Consider the following 17,974-nt stretch of genomic DNA (forward strand, 5'->3'; position numbering starts at 1 on the left):
GACCCAGCACGGTCACGGACAATGGGGGCATGACGCGCTGGTTCCGCAGTCACTGGGCCGAGGAAGACACCTGGTTCTACTTCGAGGTCGACGCCGACGGCTGGGTCACCCGCCAGGTGGAACTCCAAGGACCGCTCGAAAAGCCCGTCGCTGCGGCCTCGTTGGCCGAATGGGAGGCCGCCCGGCAGGCCGGGACTCTCGCGGATTACGAGGCGACATTCGGCGTCACGGCGGAGGTTTCCGTCCACGAGTGGGACGCCCACGAGCCGCAGGACCTCACCGCTGGAGAGTTCGAGACCGTCTGGCGCACCGCACGGGCAACCTGCCAGGCAAGAGCGCGTGCACGCTCGAGGCGCGGAGCGTGAACCCAAGTGCCCTCGCGCGCTCACTGCTGAGCACCCGCACTTGGGTTCGGCCCCCACGGCACTTCAGAATTCGCGAACCCAAGAGCCCTTGTCCGGTACTGGTCCACTACCGAGGTCGCCGTCGAGGTGAGGGTCTTGGCTCCGGGCAGGCCCGGAAGCAGCAGGTCGGAGAGGGTGACCGTGCAGGTCACGGTCACGGTGACCGTGCCGACCTGGCCCACCGGCACGCTCAGGCCGCCGGTGTTGATGCTGACGGATGTTGACGCGCACTTGATGCCCTGGTCGTCCAGCGACTCGGCGGCCGCCGCCTGCGCGGCACCTTGGGCGGCTGCCGCCGTGCGGTGAATGGAGGCCTCCCGGGCCGCGTCCTCGGCCGCAGAATCGATCTTCGAGCCGGAGGTGACGATCCGGCCGCCGGCGATCGCCAGACACAGGAACATGATCAGCGACGGCAGGATGATGGCCGCCTCGATCGCGGCACTGCCTTCGTCGCGGCGAAGCCTGTGAGCCCAACGGGCCATGTCACGCACGTGATTCACTCCCCCGGTGTCCAGCGTTCTACCGGGCCGGACGCCGACTGGCTGACATGCAGGCCCGACACACCGGGGATCATGGACAAGGCCGTACCAGTCACCTGGACCCGCACACGCTGCCCGTCGCTGCTGGCCACGACGCTGTAGCCGCTCAGGCTGTCCCCCGCCGTGCGCCCCAGCACGTCCCGCGCCTGGGCCGCTCCGTTGGCCGGACTCGCCTGGTAGGCGCGGGCCGCGGAGGCGCCCTCGCGGGCCGCGGTCAGCGCGATCTGCCGTGCGTAATACCACAGGGAGGCCTGGATGACGGCCACCGTGGCGAGCAGCACGAACGGGAAGATGATCGCCATCTGGATCGAGGTGTCGCCGCGGTCGTCATGCCATCGTCGTCCCTGCCACCAGTCTTTCAGCCGCTCGGGAGGCTTCATCACAGGCCGGTGAGCTTGCCGTTGTACTTGGCGATCACGACGGCGATGGTTCCGGCGATCAGGACGGCGCCGGTGACGGCGGCCACCCAGATGATGACGGTGGTGGTGGAGATGTCGCCGCGGTCCGGACGGTGGGCGGCCTCCTGGAGGCCTTCCTGCACGCGCGTGGTCATTCGCAGGACCGCACGGTGCGCGCGCTGCCAGGCACGCGCGCCCCGACGGCTTCGCCCCGGCCTGCGGGAGGTGGGGTGCCGGCCGGTGTGGGGGTGCGAGCTCGCGCGGAGCACCGCACGGCGGGTGCGGGCTGCGGTGTGCGTCATGTTCCTTGCCTCTCTGGAGCGTTGAACGAGTCGGGGTGGTCTCAAACGGTCAGCATGCGGATCACCGCGGGGAAGGCCATCAACAACATGACCAGCACCGCGAGCAGGGCTCCGGGCGCGGTCATCTTTTCGCTGGCCGCGTTCGCCTCGGCGGCCTGGTCGGCCAGGAGTTCGGCATTCAGCGCGGCGGTGCGGGCCCGTAGGGCCTTGTAGACGGCGGCGCCGTCGGTGGCCGAGCCGCGCATGATGTCGGCGACGTCGGTGAGGACGGGCAGCTCGTATTGGTGGGCGAGTTCCGTGAGCGCCTGGTACGGGGGGATCTTCTCCAGGCGGGCTCGGCGCAGGGCGCCCTGCAGGTACAGGAACGGCCAGCCCGCGCCGATGGCGGCGGCCTTCTCCAGGGCCTCGGCGGGCCCGGCGTCCGCGGCCCGCTTGAGGGCGACCAGGTCGAGGTAGGCGGACAGGGCGTGCGCGAACTCCTCCCGGGCCCGCTGGGCCGCATCCCGCACCGCGAGATCCGGGGTGATGAACAGCAGGCCGGCGAGGAGGAGTCCGAGGCCGGCGGGCACGTAGAACGGCAGGCCCACCCCGGCGATGATCCAGGGAATCGTGGCGGTCACCGGGCACAGCAGCCCCAGCGCGGCGAGCGCGGTCTTCTTCAGCATGAACTGGCCCGGCCCCTGGCCGAGCAGGGCCAGGTTCGTGGCCGGGACCTTCACGCCCGGCAGGCGCTCGAGGCGGGCCAGCAGCCACCGGCCCCAGACCTCCTCGCGGTCCGGTTCCGGCCCGGGCAGGGGCAAGGAGGCCGGGGCACTGCGCTTCAGGGCGGGCCCCAACGCGGGCTGGGGCTTAAGGAGTTCCCTAATCAGCAAGGCGACGCCGGCGCCGACCGTGCCGCCGGTCGCCACGACGGGGAGCAGGTTCACCGGATGGCTCCTTCCGGCTCCCGGGCGGCGGCCGGCGCGTCCGGTTCCGGCGCGGGGGCGGGCAGCCGGACGGTGCTGGTCGGGTCGGGAATGAGGAAGCGCGGGAGGCGGCGGAAGGTGCCCAGCTGTCGCATCAGGGCGAGCACGCCGACGAACCCGGCCGTCAGGAAGGCGAGCACGAGTTGTCCCAGCAGTGTGGAGTAGGGCGTGGTGTAGGACGGCACGAAGAATCCGGCCACCACCACACCCACGGTGATGATCGTCATCCACCGCACGGTCGTGCGGGGTTTCGCGCGGTCCGCCTCGATGGCGCGCTTCTTGGCGACCTCCTCGCGGACGGTGCCCGCCAGGTCCTCCAGTGCCTGCGCCAGGCCCGGGCCGCGGTCGCCCGCCGACAGGATGAGTGCGGCGATCACCTTGTCCGCGGTGACGTCGTCGAGTTCCTCGGCGAACGCGCGCAGTGCCCCGTCCGGCCGCCAGCCCAGGCGCAGCCGGTCGGACAGGTTGATGATCTGCCCGGCGAGTTCGTCCGGTGCCCCCCGACGGCTGGTGATCATCGCCTGCTCCAGGCCCATGCCCAGCCGCAGCAGCCCGGCCAGCCGCTGCGTCCACTCGCTCAGGCCCTCCAGCTGGCCGATACGTTCCTGCGCCATCCGCGCCGGGGTGATCAGCCAGGGCACGCCGATGACGGCCGCGCCCAGCAGCGCCCCGCCGACGAAGTTCCCCGAGACCAGCCACACCGCCACGAAGACGACGACGGCCGCGACCATGAGGGTCCGCCGCCGCAGTCGGACGTCCTCGCTCTGCTTCTTCCCACCATGCAGGCCCGCCTGCCAGCGCTTGAGCAGCGGAGCCCGGCGCGGCGCCGTGGTCCCCACGAGACCCGCCACGACACCGATCAGCCCGCCGATCACGGCCATGCCGCACAGCAGCCCCAGCAGCAGCGTCATCGGCCCGCCCCCACCTTCAAAGGCAGCGGCGCCGCCCAGGCCCCGTACGACTCCTGCAGCAGGCCGGAGTCGAAGCCGACGCGGCGCAGGTCGTCGATGCAGCCCGGGTCCATCCTCGGGACCGCCCGCAGGTCGCCCCACTCGCGGCCGGGCGAGAACACCTCGTTGGTGGCGGGCCGGCCGTGCTCGCCGATCCCGGTCAGCTCCAGCACGTGGGAGACGTAGCGGTGGCGGCGGCCGCCGATCTGCGTCTCGTCCGTCATGTCGACGTACACGACGAAGTCCAGGCCGTTGGCGGTCTGCCGGTAGGCGAGCTGCTCGGACAGGTTCTCCTGGGCGAGCGCGTACAGCTCGGCGATCCGGTCGAAGATGATGTCCGGCCGCCGGGCGTGGATCGTGCACAGGTTGCCGCCCGAGCCGTTCGTCAACGCCTGCATCATCGCGACGACTTCGGGGCCGCGGACCTCGCCGACCACGATCCGCTCCAGCGACATCCGCAGCGCCGGATGCATCAGGTCCAGCAACGTGACCTCGCCCGCGCCGCGCCCGGTGACGTCCTTCTCCCCGTTGGACTCACGCCCGACGAGGGACACGACCTGGCGGTGGTAGCCGTTTTGGTGGGCGAACAGCTCGTCCTCGGTCTGGATGGTCGCGAAGCGACACTCCGGGTCGAACTCCTTGAGCATCGCCCGCATCAGCGTGGTCTTCCCGGCCTTCTGCTTCCCCGCGATCATGATGTTCTTCTCGGCGCGCACGCACGCGCCGAGGAACTCGCGCAGGATCGGGTCGATGGTGCCCAGCCGCACCAGGTCGTCGAGATCGGCGTGGGAGACCCGGTGGCGGCGGATGACCGCATACGTCATCGGCCCGAGCCCGGTGATGGCCTGCAGGCGCGAGCCGTCCGGCAAAGACAGGGCGAGGGTGGGGTTCGCGGTGGAGATGGTGCGCTCGCTGTGCCCGGATCCCCGGGCCAACTCCCGCAGCAGCTCCAGCAGTTCCTCTTCGGACTCCGCGATCGGCCCGACCCGGCGGCGTTCGCCGTCGCCGTAGTCCAGCCACACCTCGCCCGCGCCCTGGATGATGATGTCCTCGACCCGCTCGTCGTCCAGGTACGGCTGCAGCCGGCCGGCCCGAAACAGCAGGTCGTACACGGCGCGCCGCAGCGCCTCGTCTTCCCGCGGGGTCATGGCCTGGGCGTCCGACCACAGGGCGACGGCCTCGGTGATCCAGTTCAGGCAGCGCTGCTCCTCGCTGGCCCGGTCCATGTCGGGTTTGGTCTTGAGCAGTTCTTCGCGCTGCTTGGCGACCTGGGAGGCGATGTCCCGGGCCACCCGGTAGTCGACGGTGACCTGCGGAGCCGCCGTGCCGAGCACTTGGGTACTCGAGGCGGCACCGGCCGCCGCCGGTGCGCCGTTGGCGTGCCGCGTCCACTCCTGGGGCAGCGGGGCCACGGTGGGGTCGGGGTGCAGGGGCCTAGCGTGCATGGGTCACCTCCCCGCCTGCCCTACGCGCGACGCGCGGATCGAGACGGGCCCGACGCAGGGCGGCCCGCTGCAGAAGGAGAGTGCTGCTCGTGCGGGCGGCCTTCATCAGCGGCGACCTGGTAAACCGGCGGGGCTGCTCGGCGCCGTCGGACAGCACGCGGGCGTCGTCCCGGGCGTACGGCAGGGTGGCGATCACCGGCACCTGCAGCACGCGCTGCACCTCGCCCGCGGGATACGGGCCCTCCTCGATCAGCAGCACGCTGACGTCGCCGACGCGCTCTTCCAGGGCGCGCACCCGGCCCTCGGCCGCCTGCAGGCAGCGCAGCGTGTTGCGGACCACCACGAAGGTGGCGTCGGCCCGCTCGGCCAGCACCCCGGACGGCCCGTACGCCCCGCGGCGGCCGAGGTCGATCAGGACGTCGTGGCCGGCCTCGGCCTCGATGCCGCGGAACATCTGCGCCAGGACCTTCCACACCGAGCCGAGGCTCGCCGCCTGCCCGGGGTCGGTGATGCCGGGCAGCAGCAGCCGGTCGCGCGGCGACTGCTGCTTGCCGTTCTCGCTGCTCAGGTCGATCAGCTGCCGCCAGAAGGCGTCGCTGAACTCCCCCTTGCGGGCGGCGACCGAGAGATTGCGCAGCCCGTACCGGTCGCCGAGGGTGCCCTGCAGCAGTCCGTGCAGCACGGCCCCGCCGTCCGGGTCGCACTCGGCCAGGATCATCCGCCGGCCCGCCTCCAGCGGCCACGACAACAGCAGGGCCAGAGCGCTCGTGGTCACGCCGGGCGCGCCGCTGCACCCGGCGAGCGCGATCACCGCCATCAGCTGCCGTCCGGAGCAGACAGGACCAGGCGCAGGGTGCCGGCCGCCTCCCACGCGGCGGCCGTGGCGCCGTCGGATGCGGAGGTGGCCACGTCGACGACCACGATCCCCGTGCCGGGGGCGGCGCCGGACGCCTTCACGACCCGGCCGTCGATGGTCTGCGGTGCGGTGTCGGATGTCTTGCCCGTGCTCGTGTCCGTATCCGCGGTGCCCTGGGCCGGCACGTGCACCAGCTCTACCCGCTGGCCTGGCACCAAAGCGGTGGCCGGGATCTGCTTGGGCTCCAAGCCGATCGGCACCAGCTGCTCACCAGCTTTCACCAGGTTGTCCTTCGTCACCTGCGAGGGGGCGAGCAGGGAGCCGGGCTTGAGCTCGACGGCGGCCCGCTTGCCCACCACCGACTTCAGGCCATCGGCGCGCACCGCCTTGACGGCCGGGTCCAGGGCGACGGACGCCTTGCCCAGGTCGTCCTCGGCGAGGACCTGGCCGACCTGGACGTCGCGGACCACGGTCACCACGTCCGTGCGGTGGCCGACCTGGAGCAGCAGGACCGCAACTCCCGCGCCTCCGGCGGCGATCAGCGCCAGCGACAGGGCGATGACACCTGGTCGTCGCCGGCGCGCCGACACCCGGGGCGGCGCCACCGGTCCCGCGGTGCGTCCCTGCTGGGGGACGCTGTTCGGGGTTGTGTCTACACGTTCTTGGGTCTTGCTCACCGTTGTTGTCCTTCCGGCGGCGTTACCTGACGACCTGGACTTCGCCTATCGCCACCTGCACGTTGGTCTGCCGGACCTCGGTGAGCTGGCCGGCCTGTCCGCCGCCCTGCCAGTTGATCGTCCACGTCGAGGTCGCGGTCACGGGGAACTTGCCGCTCTGGGCTTGGGCCGAGGTCTTGGCGTACACGTGTCCGCAGGTCGGCGATTCGGCCATGCCCTTGGACGATGCATAGGGCGTGCCGGGGCCGTTGCACGTCACGGAGGCGCCGTCGCCCATCGACCACACGATCTTCGACACCTTCGCGGTCGCGGTGACGGTGACCCCGCCCGCCGCGGCCGTCGCGGCGTTCGGTCCGTACGTCGTGGCGCTCTGGTTCACCCACATCCACATCGGGACGCCCACTGTGTACTTCCCGGCCGCGCGCGGGCTGGCGATGTCCGGACCAAGCAGCGTCATGGAATCCACCGCGCGCTGGGCCAACTCCGCAGGATCGACCTGCGGCGCAGGATTCTGACCCGTCGGCACGACGACGAAGCTGGCCGGGTTGTCCTGACCGCCGTCCGAACACTCCATCAAATACAGGTCGTTCTTCTTGGGGTCCTTGCCCTTCCAGGCCGGATGGCTGGCCGGAGGCTTCGGATCGGCCTTGGTGTAGGTGCACTTCATCTTGCTGTCGCTGCCGTCGCCGCCCTGCGAGCCACCCGCCTGCCCGCCGCTGCCGCCGGATTCGTCTCCGACACCCACGTCGACACAGAACTTGATGACCTGGCACTTGCCGGCACCGACGTCGGGATCGTCGCCAGCGTGCGCGATGCCGGCCGAGGCCAGGACGAGCGCGCCGGTGAGTACGGCGAGACGCCCGGTCAGCAGGATTGCTCTTGAGCGGTCAACTTCGTGACCATCCACTTCGGCCCCCACTTTTCAAGAGTTGCGGTGCTGACGTATTTGATGAGCCGCGTCGTGGGCAGCGGGACCGGCTTCTTCGAGGCCTTGTCGGTCAGGATCCAGTGCGTCGTGTCGACGCAGTCCGTGACCGTGGCCGTGGGGATCTTGGCGGCGGTCACCTTGACGACCTTCGGACTGATCGCTGGCTTTCCGGTCGTCACCTGCCCGGCCTTCCGCATGACCGCCAGATCCTTCTCGATGTCGGCCAGCGCCTTGAAGGTGGTGTTCTTCTTCAAGTCGGTGCCCGCCGAGGAGGCCTTGCTGTAGGCCAGGGTCTGCGCGTCCCAGGAACTGGTGTACGCCGCGATGACAGCGGCGTCCTCGGCCTCGTCGGGGGAGGTGGGGGACGACGGGCTGGTCGGTTGACTATGGCTGGGCTTCGACGGTGACGCGTCCGTTCCGCTGTCGCTACAGCCGGCCAGTATCACCAAACTCCCAGCGAGAAGCAGGGCGGTTGCATGCTTTCGGGTGCGAACAGTAGCGGGCCTGGGCCCGGATGAGCGTCGTTGTGTAGCTGTCACGTTGTCTCCCCGTGCGGACGTTCTGGCGCATCGACTGCAGTCCTGGGCATCGGCCAATGCTGTGATCCGGTACGTTGCGTGGTCGAGCTGCGATGATGTGTTTGCGTGGCCGCGAGGCTACGGACATGCCGTCAACTTCCCACTTCTATATCTGAGTTCACTTTCATATCTCGGGGCGTTTTCGGTCACTCTTGAAACCCGATGCGGGTGTGTGGCGGGCGGCTTTGCTTGTTTCGCATGCAACGAATTGAGGCGGCCTTGCTTTGCGTGCCGCGTTTCACCTGGCTGTTCGCGGGAACGAGATCTCCACCCGCCGGTTCATCTGGCGGCCGGCCTCTGTGGCGTTGGAGGCGATCGGCTGCCGTTCCCCGAATCCGTGCGTCTCGAAAGTGACCGCGGTGGCTCGGAGTTCACCGGCCAGGACGGTCTGCACGGCGCGGGCGCGCTGTTCGGAGAGCACCTTGCCGTGGGCGGCGGAGCCGAGGTTGTCGGTGAAGCCCGAGATGCGCACTCGTGTCGCCGGGTGCTGCTCGATTGACCGGGCGATCGCGGCGATGCGGGACCGGGCCGAGTCGCTCAGCCGTGCACTGTCCTTGGTGAACAGCACACCGGCCTGCAGCTCGTACGTCACGTCCCTGGCCGTGTCCGTGCGACGTTGGGCACGGTCCTGGTCCTCCACCGTCCGGCTGATGTCGACGGGGTCCGAGCGGAGATCGAGAATCTTGGACGGGGCCAGGGTCTCGCCGGTGCGCAGCGCGAGATCGGGGCTGCTGCGGTCCGGGTGGGTGGCCGCCCGTGGAACACTGCTTGCGGCGGCGCCCAGCGTTGCTGCCAGGGTGGTCAGGGTGAGCAGCGACACCGTGAGCGGGGATCCGAACGGATGCATGCGGCTGGTCACCTCACTTCGCGATCTTGATGTTCGCGGTGTCGAACAGGGGCAGTTGGAAGCCGACCGTGGTGGTGCTCGCCGGCGGGGCCGGGAACTGCATGAAGACGCGGACGTTTTCACCGGCCTTGAGGGTGGACAGGCCGGTGGTGGTGAGGGGGTGTCCGGTGGTGTCGCGCAGCACGTAGTAGCGTTTGCTGTGGGTGAAGTCAACGAGGGTTGCCCCGGCCAGCGACGGGCCGGTCCTGAGAATGTCGAGCTCGTTGCCGCGTAACTCGGCGGGAACGACGGTCGTTTCGGATGCGTCGTTTATCAGGTTGCCGTGGACGGTGAGATAGCCGGCCGCTTCCCGCTCGGCCGATGTGATTGTCAGCGTGAGGCCGTTCTGGCCCTGCAGTTCAGCCAGGGGCGTGCTCGGCTGGTCCTGTTGTGCACGCGGGGCGGAGCCGCTTGTGTGTGCGGCTGCTGCCTGGGTGAGGTCTGGTTGCTGGCTGTCTTGGGAACAGCCGGCGATTCCCAGAGCCAGGCCTGCCGTGGCGGTCAGTGCGGCAAGGCTCCTGCCGAGGCTTGTGCGAGTGGGAGTGCACATGGATCTGGGTCCTTCGGTTGAGTGGGCGGAAGGTGAGGGCGTTGCGTGGTGCGGGCGTCGCGGGGGTGGGGCCGTGCGACGGCTTTCGGGGAAGGTGAGGCTTCAGCCGTCCGGAGCGGAGGTCGGCGGCCACACGGTGATCACGTCACCGTCGAGCGTCACGCGTTGGTGGGGGAACTGGCGGCGTACCAGGTTCAGGTCGTCGAGGTCGAAGTCCCCGGTCCCCTGGACCACGCATGCGCTCCCGATGTTCGAGATGGCTCGCGTCCGCTGGGGCCACACGCGCTGAGCGCATTCTTCGTTGCTGCGAATTGCTCCAGCTGCTCGTTCCACCTGCGGAACTCCCTAAATACGTGAGAGACAAGGGAAGGTTGGGGCTGACGCTCACTGTGCGCTAGTAAATTATCTGTTCGCGTAAGCAAATTTCAAGCGGCTTCTCGAGTGGTTGCAAGGCTGAGACATTCGGCCCCCGCCCAACGGGGCGTCACAGCTTGGTCCAGGGCCGCAGACCGCCGCCGGCGAGGGGCACCCAGACGTCACCGGTGGGTCCGTGGTCTTCGAGGTCGTCCAGGACGGCCGCGCCTGTGGGGACCTGGCGGGCCAGCGTGCTCACGAGGGGATGCTCCGCCGCCATGGCCTGCAGGTCGCTGATCCGGTTGTCCAGGACGTAGCGGGAGGCCCCGGTCAGTACGAACAACACTCGCGGGAACACCGGGTACCAGCGCAGCCACACTGGGCCGGGTGGGGCGGGCTGCCGTGAGCGGGGCCGGCCGACGGGCTGTGGTTGGTAGGACCACAGCCGGGCGTAGTCGATCAGTTTGCAGGCGAGCCGTTCGCTGCTCATGGTGGCCCGGTCGACCTCGATGAATGCCCGCAGTTGGGTGCGCTCGTCGTCCTCGTTGAGGGTGTAGTGCATGACTGCGTCGGTGATGATCCGTTCGCCGTCGCTGAGCGGGTGGGCGACCTCCGGGGTCCAGTCCAGGGGGCCGTGTTCGTCGCCGCGGCGGCGGGCGTCGGTGACGAATGCGAGGTGGGTGCGGACCACGGTCAGGGTGTGCGGCGTCTTGAGTGAGGCAGCCGTGGCCGAGTTGATCGGGTACGCGGGGCGTCCCCGCAGGGCGGGGAAGTCCTTCGTCAGCCGGGCGCCCGCGGTGGTGAGGTACCAGGCGCGGGACCGGTTGGACTGCGGCAGCACGGTGTAGTCGATCAGGCCGTGGCGGCGCAGCTTGTTCAGCGGCGCGGAGATGGTCTGTCGCGCCGCGTGGGGCCGCAGCAGCTGGTGGAGCTGGTGGGTGGTTGCCATCCGGTGCTGGCCGAGTGCGGCCAGGAGCTGATGCGGCAGTGGCTCGGTGGGGCTGGGCGTGCGGCTGGGCGGCATGGTGGGGAAGGCGGTGATCACTGGTGTGTCCCCTTCTTGTGCAGGCGGACGGTGGGCTGGGCGGTGGGGGTGTGCTGGGCGAGGAAGTCGCTGACGTGGGTGAGCTGGATCTCGGCCCGGTCGGTGAGCGTCTGCAGGGGGGCGGCGCGGGCCGTGGTCCGGGCGGCGTGCTCCAGTGCCTTGGCGCGGTGTGGGCGGGCGTGGTCGGCGAAGACGTCGTCCAGGTGCGGGCCGGTGATCTGCACGGGGCCGACGCGACGCCCCTTGACGGTCAGCGACATGTAGTGCTCGAAGCGGTCCAGCGCGGCGACCACGTCCGGGCTGGGCCGGTCGCCCCATTCCGCGGTGATGGGGGCGATGGCGGACCGGGAGCCCGCGGTGGAGGCCAGGGTGGAGGCGTTCTGCATCAGCGACAGCCGCACCGGGAGGGGCAGGCGGGCCAGTAGCTGGGTCATGCCGTGGACGTGCACGCGGTATTTGCGGAAGTCCTCGAACATCGCGGCGATCGTCTCCGGGGCCGCGCCGGTGAGGGTGATCAGCTCGTCGAAGTAGGCGCGGAACGGCACCCGCCGGCCGTGCGGGGTGTCCCTGCGTGAGCGCACCGCGCGCAGCAGGTCCCTAGCGAGCAGGGCGGTGATCAGCCGGTCGGTGGGCCCGTTGCCGCCCGGGCACACCCACACGATCATCCGGGAGTCCATTGCGGCCCGGATGTTGTAGACGCCGGCCGGCTGCCCGAGGAAGGCCCGGGTGACGGGGTTGGCGGCCAGCCGGGCGATCGGGTTGAGGACGACGGCGTACGCGTCGGTGGGCAGCGTGGGGAACACCGTCTGCCACCACGAGTGGGTCTGGGTATCCAGGCGCCCGTCGACCGCTTTGAGCGCCGTCGTGCGGAAGTCCGGGTCGGTGAGCAGGGGGTGCAGGTGAAAGACGGTGGTCTGGTCGTGGGGCCGGCCGGCCTGGCAGGCGGCCTCGTTGACGGCCACCAGCACGGCCAGGCAGGCGGTGAGGAGGGTCAGGGCGCGGGGCGCGGTGGTGTCGTCCCAGCCGAGCACGGACGCATACGCGTCGGCACTCGCCTCGACGACCTCGTGGCCGATCTGGCCCTGGTGCATGCCGATCGGGTTCCAGCAACTGACCCGCGGGGCAGATCCGCCGGCGTTGAGGTCGATCAACGCGATGCGCGGCATGAGGTGGTCGTGGGCGAGGAAGGGCACGGCGCGCGGCCAGGAGTCGCGGTGCGGGTCGACGAACATCAGCCCGCCACCGGCATGCGCCCAGCCGATCGCCTGGGCCAAAGCCCGTTCGGTCTTGCCGCCGCCCGCCTTGCCCACCCCGACCTCGAACAGCGTCTCCGTGGCGTAGGTGGCGACCAGGCGCCTGCGGCCGTCCGGGCCGCGGTAGATGCCCTGCAGCAGCAACGTCGGATTGTTGAACTCGAACGTCGGCAGATCGTCGGCGAGCAGCGGCAGGCGGCAGTGCGCCGTGGGCGGCTTGAGCAGCCCCACCAGCTCGTTCAATTGGACCCAGTTCGCCCGGGGCGGCTGGCAGTGTCCCAGATCCCAGCGCCGCTCGAAGCCGCGCCGGGAGGGCCAGCGGTCCGCCCCGAATCGCCACGGGCCCACCCGCACCCCGCGCATCGCCCACCGGGAGCCGCCGCCGAACACATCGAGCGCGGCCTGGAGTTGAGCGAGCCTTGCCTCGGCGCGGCCCTCGGTGTTCGACGCGCACATCACCAGCAGCTGCACGCGCACCAGGTGGTCGTCCTCGGCCAGCTTGCCCAGCGCCTCTTCCGGGTCCACTCGGCGCGGGATGGGCGGCATGACCAGCCGGCGCCCGCCTGCGCCCTGTTGGCCCGTGACCAGTTGGTGCAGCTGCCAGGTCAGTGAGTCCTCGATACCGCCTGCGTCCTGCCGCATCCACCGGGCGGCCCGCTGGGCTTCGCGCCGCTCCGCGCGGCGTGCGCCCGCCATCAGCTGCAGCCGGCGGGCGCGCAGCGACCACTTGGCGGCGCGCTGGAGGTCGAGCCGTATCTCGGCGAGATCCCCCAGCTCGGCACGCAGGTCCGAGACGGCGTCGATCAGCGGCTGCAACGGGTCCGGGTTCAGCGGGACCTCACGCAGGGGCGCGGTCGGCTTGCCGCGCAGGAGGAACTCCGCCCGCACCACGTGCGCGCGGGCCTGGTCGATCAGAGGGCGGGCCCGTTTCACGGTGACGGCCGGCCCGAACGGCGTGATGGACAGCAGACGTTCGCCGCCGGCGGGGCCTTCGACGCGGTAGCGCAGCGGGCTGGAGCCGTCGGCGCGCAGCCTGATCTGCACCGCCTTCGATCGGCGCGGCGCCCACCATGGCATGCTCGTCGAGGCCCGGGCCAGCTGGACACCCCGGCGGAAGATCTCCTCCAGGCCCGGGTCGAAGTGCTGTGAGGGGACGAGCTCCAGGGCCATCCGCTCGGCGGAGGCCTTCCGCGCCAGCTGGCGCACGAGCGCCTCGGTGCCGGCCCAGCAGGCGACGGCGGCCAGGGCCACCACCCACCAGTAGGTGAGCATCCAGCCGGCGGTGTGCACGAGGGCCGTAACCAGGCCGAGCACCCGGCTGGATGCCGACGCGGCAGCCTGGCCGGTCAGGTACGGGGTTGCGGTGTCCACGTGGACGCCCCCTTCGTGGTGGTGGTGCGGGTGAAGTGCCAGTCGGTGATGCGCAGATCGGTGAAGGTTCCGCCGCGGTCGGTGCCGGCCCACACCAGATGGACCACCGCCGTGTGGGGGCTGTGGTCGCGGCGGGCGATCGCGGCCTGGATGCGAAAGCGAGCGGTGGCGAAGGCCGGGGCCACCGTCTGGCCCGAGTCGCCGAAGATGGTGGGCCACTGCGTTCGGCCGACTCCGGTGGCGTCCGCGCGCAGCAGCGCACGGCCCGCGGCGAGCAGGACCCGCTCGTCGGCTGCGGGGAGATCGGCGGGCCAGGCTGCCGCCAAGTTCCGCTGGACCACCTGGTCGCCGGCCGCGCCCTCGCCGTGCAGGGGCAGGGCAGACTCGACGGCGGACGGTGTGGATGGGGTCGACGGCTCGGTGGCAGCCGCCGGTGCGGTCGGCTTGCCGGCGGGAGGCTCGGCGGCGGCCGACGCTCCGCCCGTGGTGGCCTGGGTGGCCGGCGACGGTGCCGGGGCCGATGGCTCCTGGCCGTGCGGCATGCCCAGCAGAGCGAGGCCGGCGACAGCGAGCAGGACGGTGGTGAGCAGCAGCAGGCGTGGGGAGCGGGGGGTGGTGGTCACAGCAGTCGGGCTCCCCCCGCGTAGCCGGACATCGCGTTGACGGCGTCCAGCCGGACGATGGTGCCCGGGCGGGCGGCGTTGACCATCTGTCCGCTGCCCAGGTAGATCCCGACGTGATAGATCGTCAAATCGTGTCCGGGAGCGGTGGCGTAGAAGACGAGGTCACCGGGCTTGAGCGCGCTCGTGCCGAGGCTTGCTGGGATGCGCTGGCCGGCCCCGGCCTGGGCGGCTGCGACGCGTGGCAGGGTGATGCCGGCCTGTGCGTACGCGTACTGGGTCAGCCCGGAGCAGTCGAAGCCCTTGATGTTTGCGCCGCTCGTGCCGCTGGGGGAGCAGCAGAATCCGTACGACTTGCCGCTCGCGGTGCCGCCGCCCCAGGAGTACGGCACCCCTCGCTGGGAGAGCGCCGCCTCGATGGCGGTGCGGGCCTTGCCCGAGACGTTCTTCAGGTCCGGGTCCTTGGCGGCCGCCGTGTACTGGTCTATCCAGCCCAGGACGTTGGCGACGTATGCGCTGGAGTGGTTGTACTGCCAGATCGCGGCCGTGAGCTGGTCCCGCTTGGTCAGGTCGCGGCCGTCTGCGCACAGGTAGATGGCGGCGCCGAGCGCGGCGTCGTCGGCGTTGTGCGGATCGGCGGTCTTGTCGCCGCCTGCGTCCTTGCCGATCGACTCCCAGGTGGAGGGCAGGAACTGGAAGGGGCCGACGGCACGCTCTCCCTGCGCGGTGCCGTCCCACTTTCCGTTGTCGGTGTCGGGGAAGGCGGTGGTGTTGCCGCCGGCGCCGGAGCCGTTGAGGAGCACCCCGTAGATGCGCGGGCGGATGTCGCCGTTGTCAGCGATGTTGCGGCCCACCGCGTGGTCGGACTCGACCCTCGCGATCCCGGCGAGGATCGGCCAGCGCATGCCCTGGCACTTGGGCACGTACTTCCCGACCTGCTGGACGGCCTTCTTGTAGGCGGTCAGCATCCGCGGCGGGATGTCCGCGGCACTGCCGCCCTCGGCGATCCCGCCGTCGTCCTGCGCACCGGTCTTCAGCGCGACGTACGCGCTGATCGCGTTCCCGGCCGGCGCCGCGCAGCACACGGCGGCGAACATCAGCAGTGCGACGACACATCCCCACCGCCTGATGCGGCGTGCCGGCGGCCTCACTCGTCCTCACCCTCTTCGTCCAGCCACCGCTCCCGCACCTGGCGCAGGCGGTTGAGCCCCTCGGCGTCGGCCTCGGTCCGCCGCAGCAGCTCCCGCATCCGCTCCCGCGCCTCCTCCCGCGGGTTGCGCACGGTCCCACCTGCGGGACGAGCAGGGCTGCCGAGATCGGGCCGAGGCGGGCGCGGGCGCCGCGGCGGGAGCGGTGCCGGCGGCGGATCTGCGGGACCCCCCGCCGGCGGAGCGGGTCGTGCAGGCGCAGCCGGTCGGGTGGGCCGCGCAGGCGCAGTCGGTCGGGGCGAGGCGGCCGGGGTACCTGCGGCCGGCAGTCGGCGGCCTGTGAACGGGCCGGGTCCGCCACTGTCGTCGGTGTGGTCCCGCAGGACGCGGGCCACGTGACGGCCCGTGTCGCCCCAGGCCCGGCCGTCCTCGCGGACGGTGTTGCCCCACACCCGCACCTGCTGGCGGGCGTCCTGCGAGTAGCGCGACCCCCCTGACCGGGCGCGGCGGACGTTGGCCGGCAGCCCGATCGTCGCCCCGTACGCGGCCCGCCCGCCGCGGTGCAGGATGCGGTAGCCGCGGAAGCGGACCAGCCGGTTGTGGGCCCGGGTCGACAGCAGGGTGCGGTCGCTGTTCTGGTCGTGCAGCACGCGGCCGGTGGTGCGGTCGACGACCTGCCCGTCCTCGTCGCGGTACCGGTCGGGCGGGCCCGAGGGCCGACGCGGCCCCGTGCCGCCCGGGCCGCCGCCCCCGCCATCCGATGGCCCGCTGGCGCCGGGGTCGCCGTCGGCGGTGGGCTTGCGCCACTTGGCCAACTGCTCCCGATCCGGACGGCGTCCGATCAGCAGCCAGTGCGCGCCCTTCCCGCCGAGCCGTGCGCCCAGGGAGCCCACCGCCGCGGCCGCGGTCAACGGGGCGAGCCCGCGCCCCGCTTCGGCCGTGGCATCGGCGAGGAGCCCGCCGGTGTCCACCGGCATGCCCGCCCCGTCGAACAGCGAGGCGAGTGCGCCCATCAGCCGCTGCCGGGTGCCGAGCATCCCGAACCGGCCGCCACCCCCGCCCGTGAAGGCCCGCAGCCCGCCGCCGTAACCGCCCATCGCGGCAGGGGAGTTCATGGCGAGGGCGGCGCCGAGTTCGGAGGTGTCGCCGGGCAGGTGGGTGCCGCCGACCTTGGCGTAGCGCATCCGCATCGCCATGCGCCGGCCGAAAGAGGCGATCGATGTCAGCAGGCGGCGGTGCCCGGCCGCACCGGCGATGGCGAGGACGTCGATCAGGAGGATCCGCTCGACCATCAGGTCGGGCCCGCGGGTGATGGTGGCGTCGATGGCGATCCCGAAGAACGGGATGAACGCGCAGATCCCGACCACGGCCAGGACTGCGATCCCCCACAGGGACAGCCACTTCCACACGCTCTGGCGGGCGGGGCCGGGCAGCATGCCCGCGACGAAGGTGACGCCGCCCGCGGCTGCGGCGGCGGCGCAGATGCCCTGGGTGCCGAGCAGGACGATCGCTGACGACAGCAGCATGCCGCAGATGAACAGGGCGGCGATCAGCAGCAGGAAGGCTCCGCCGACCCGCCACCAGGTGGGCTTCTCGGCGTAGGCGGCACACGACTTGCCGACCGGTCCGGCCTTCTTCATGTCCGCGAGGAACGCGGCGAATTCCTGGTCCTCGTCGGTGACGATCGCATTGGAGGCGTCCAGGAGTTCGCCGCCCGGCGTCAGCTCGGGCAGTGCCCCCGCGGTGCCCTTGTCGTCGTTCCCCCGCTCGCAATACGCCCGGCCCGGTCCGGCGATTCGACGGCAGGGATCGTCCTTGGCGTCCGTGCCGTCGGGCCCGGCCTTGTACCCGCCGATGACCCACTTCAGGTGGACGGCATAGGCCTTGCGGTCGGCAGGCTTGGCGGGGTCGAGGATGCGCCCGTACTCCAGCAGCATGTACGGCTTGACGATCAGCGCGTTGGTGATCGAATCCTGAAGGGGGCGGGCCACTTCCGTTGCCGAGACCGGTCCTTCGCCCTCCCGCTGCTCACACGTGATCTCGGCGTTGCCGGCCATACCGGCGCACGGGTCATAGCTGGCGAGCTTGCCGCCCCAGTCATAGGAGTTGACGCTCTGCTGCGCGACCTCGGCCGCCACCTGCTGGGACTGCCCCAGCGGCCCGTCCGGGCCGAGCAGGGTGTCGGGGCGGATGAGAGCCGAGGCGGCGATCGCCCCGATGAGCAGCGTGAGGAAGATTTCGCCCAGACCGCGGCCGACGCGACCACGCACGATCATGAACCCCGCGAACACGAACGCCCAGGCCAGCAGGAGCCCCTTGATCCCGAGCGTGTCGACGACCACCGTGTCGTAGGTGTCGGCGACCTTCTGCGCCGGGTGAGTGAGGAGCTTGAGCAGCGGGAACCGGAAGGCCACCTCGATCGCCCAGCCGGCCAGCCCGACCAGTAGCCGGATCAGGGTGAACAGCCCGGACAGGGCGAAGGCCAGGGCCTGCGTCTTGAAGGCGACGATGGAGCCGCCCGACGCGTTCAGGTCGTACCCGTCGATCGGCACACCCTCGGACGAGTAGATGTTCAGCGGGGCGAGCAGATCCCCGGTCTCGCTGTCGACCGCGTACACGACCTGGGTGTTCACCAGCAGGAACACGCCGGTGAGCAGCACCACGAAGCCGGCCGAACGCAGCGTCGCGCAGTCTGGACGCAACAC

At 71.1% G+C, this 17,974-nt stretch carries 19 protein-coding genes; 1 reads left to right on the forward strand and 18 read right to left on the reverse strand.

What is annotated here, in order from left to right:
* Window positions 1-29: 29 nt before the first annotated feature.
* A complete protein-coding gene (locus ABZ880_RS48445; protein WP_361277454.1) occupies window positions 30-365 on the forward strand; it encodes a hypothetical protein in 336 nt (111 codons plus the stop codon).
* 20 nt (window positions 366-385) lie between these two features.
* Here ABZ880_RS48445 and ABZ880_RS48450 read toward each other — a convergent pair whose 3' ends face one another.
* The 18 genes from ABZ880_RS48450 to ABZ880_RS48535 all read right to left on the reverse strand — a co-directional run bounded on the left by ABZ880_RS48450 (window position 386) and on the right by ABZ880_RS48535 (window position 17,974).
* On the reverse strand, window positions 386-886 hold the full coding sequence (locus ABZ880_RS48450; RefSeq protein ID WP_361277455.1) for a TadE/TadG family type IV pilus assembly protein: 501 nt from the start codon (window positions 884-886) through the stop codon (window positions 386-388).
* A gap of 14 nt (window positions 887-900) precedes the next feature.
* Window positions 901-1,323: a TadE/TadG family type IV pilus assembly protein gene (locus tag ABZ880_RS48455; protein WP_361277456.1), complete on the reverse strand. Its 423-nt coding sequence runs from the start codon at window positions 1,321-1,323 to the stop codon at window positions 901-903.
* The gene (locus ABZ880_RS48460) at window positions 1,323-1,496 is read right to left on the reverse strand and encodes a hypothetical protein (protein WP_361277457.1); all 174 of its coding nucleotides are present in this window, start codon (window positions 1,494-1,496) and stop codon (window positions 1,323-1,325) included. The genes ABZ880_RS48455 and ABZ880_RS48460 overlap by 1 nt, the downstream gene beginning before the upstream one ends.
* A 188-nt stretch (window positions 1,497-1,684) precedes the next feature.
* Entirely contained in the window at window positions 1,685-2,569 is an 885-nt protein-coding gene (locus ABZ880_RS48465) for a type II secretion system F family protein (protein ID WP_361277458.1), read from the reverse strand.
* Window positions 2,566-3,519 (reverse strand): type II secretion system F family protein, encoded by a 954-nt coding sequence (locus tag ABZ880_RS48470; protein WP_361277459.1) that lies wholly within the window; start codon window positions 3,517-3,519, stop codon window positions 2,566-2,568. Before ABZ880_RS48470 ends, ABZ880_RS48465 begins: the two co-directional genes overlap by 4 nt.
* On the reverse strand, window positions 3,516-5,003 hold the full coding sequence (locus tag ABZ880_RS48475) for a CpaF/VirB11 family protein (protein ID WP_361277460.1): 1,488 nt from the start codon (window positions 5,001-5,003) through the stop codon (window positions 3,516-3,518). Before ABZ880_RS48475 ends, ABZ880_RS48470 begins: the two co-directional genes overlap by 4 nt.
* Entirely contained in the window at window positions 4,993-5,820 is an 828-nt protein-coding gene (locus tag ABZ880_RS48480; protein WP_361277461.1) for a hypothetical protein, read from the reverse strand. The genes ABZ880_RS48475 and ABZ880_RS48480 overlap by 11 nt, the downstream gene beginning before the upstream one ends.
* Window positions 5,820-6,536 carry an SAF domain-containing protein gene (locus ABZ880_RS48485; RefSeq protein WP_361277462.1) on the reverse strand — a complete coding sequence of 239 codons (717 nt, stop codon included), beginning with the start codon at window positions 6,534-6,536 and terminating at the stop codon, window positions 5,820-5,822. Before ABZ880_RS48485 ends, ABZ880_RS48480 begins: the two co-directional genes overlap by 1 nt.
* A gap of 22 nt (window positions 6,537-6,558) precedes the next feature.
* Window positions 6,559-7,455 (reverse strand): ATP/GTP-binding protein, encoded by an 897-nt coding sequence (locus tag ABZ880_RS48490; RefSeq protein ID WP_361277463.1) that lies wholly within the window; start codon window positions 7,453-7,455, stop codon window positions 6,559-6,561.
* On the reverse strand, window positions 7,401-7,913 hold the full coding sequence (locus ABZ880_RS48495; protein ID WP_361277464.1) for a hypothetical protein: 513 nt from the start codon (window positions 7,911-7,913) through the stop codon (window positions 7,401-7,403). Before ABZ880_RS48495 ends, ABZ880_RS48490 begins: the two co-directional genes overlap by 55 nt.
* 367 nt (window positions 7,914-8,280) lie before the next feature.
* Window positions 8,281-8,889 (reverse strand): OmpA family protein, encoded by a 609-nt coding sequence (locus ABZ880_RS48500; RefSeq protein WP_361277465.1) that lies wholly within the window; start codon window positions 8,887-8,889, stop codon window positions 8,281-8,283.
* Window positions 8,890-8,902: 13 nt separating this feature from the next.
* On the reverse strand, window positions 8,903-9,478 hold the full coding sequence (locus ABZ880_RS48505) for a hypothetical protein (RefSeq protein WP_361277466.1): 576 nt from the start codon (window positions 9,476-9,478) through the stop codon (window positions 8,903-8,905).
* Between the two features lie 102 nt (window positions 9,479-9,580).
* Window positions 9,581-9,712, reverse strand: coding sequence for a hypothetical protein (locus ABZ880_RS48510; protein ID WP_361277467.1), 132 nt, complete (start codon window positions 9,710-9,712; stop codon window positions 9,581-9,583).
* Window positions 9,713-9,962: 250 nt separating this feature from the next.
* Window positions 9,963-10,877 (reverse strand): replication-relaxation family protein, encoded by a 915-nt coding sequence (locus ABZ880_RS48515; protein ID WP_361277468.1) that lies wholly within the window; start codon window positions 10,875-10,877, stop codon window positions 9,963-9,965.
* The gene (locus ABZ880_RS48520) at window positions 10,874-13,501 is read right to left on the reverse strand and encodes an ATP/GTP-binding protein (RefSeq protein ID WP_361277469.1); all 2,628 of its coding nucleotides are present in this window, start codon (window positions 13,499-13,501) and stop codon (window positions 10,874-10,876) included. Before ABZ880_RS48520 ends, ABZ880_RS48515 begins: the two co-directional genes overlap by 4 nt.
* Window positions 13,477-14,124, reverse strand: coding sequence for a hypothetical protein (locus tag ABZ880_RS48525; protein WP_361277470.1), 648 nt, complete (start codon window positions 14,122-14,124; stop codon window positions 13,477-13,479). Before ABZ880_RS48525 ends, ABZ880_RS48520 begins: the two co-directional genes overlap by 25 nt.
* Window positions 14,121-15,272: a bifunctional lytic transglycosylase/C40 family peptidase gene (locus tag ABZ880_RS48530; RefSeq protein ID WP_361277471.1), complete on the reverse strand. Its 1,152-nt coding sequence runs from the start codon at window positions 15,270-15,272 to the stop codon at window positions 14,121-14,123. The genes ABZ880_RS48525 and ABZ880_RS48530 overlap by 4 nt, the downstream gene beginning before the upstream one ends.
* Entirely contained in the window at window positions 15,269-17,974 is a 2,706-nt protein-coding gene (locus tag ABZ880_RS48535) for a hypothetical protein (RefSeq protein ID WP_361277472.1), read from the reverse strand. The genes ABZ880_RS48530 and ABZ880_RS48535 overlap by 4 nt, the downstream gene beginning before the upstream one ends.

This window comes from Streptomyces sp. NPDC047043 (assembly GCF_040644055.1).
In the GTDB taxonomy this organism is placed as follows: Bacteria; Actinomycetota; Actinomycetes; order Streptomycetales; family Streptomycetaceae; genus Streptomyces.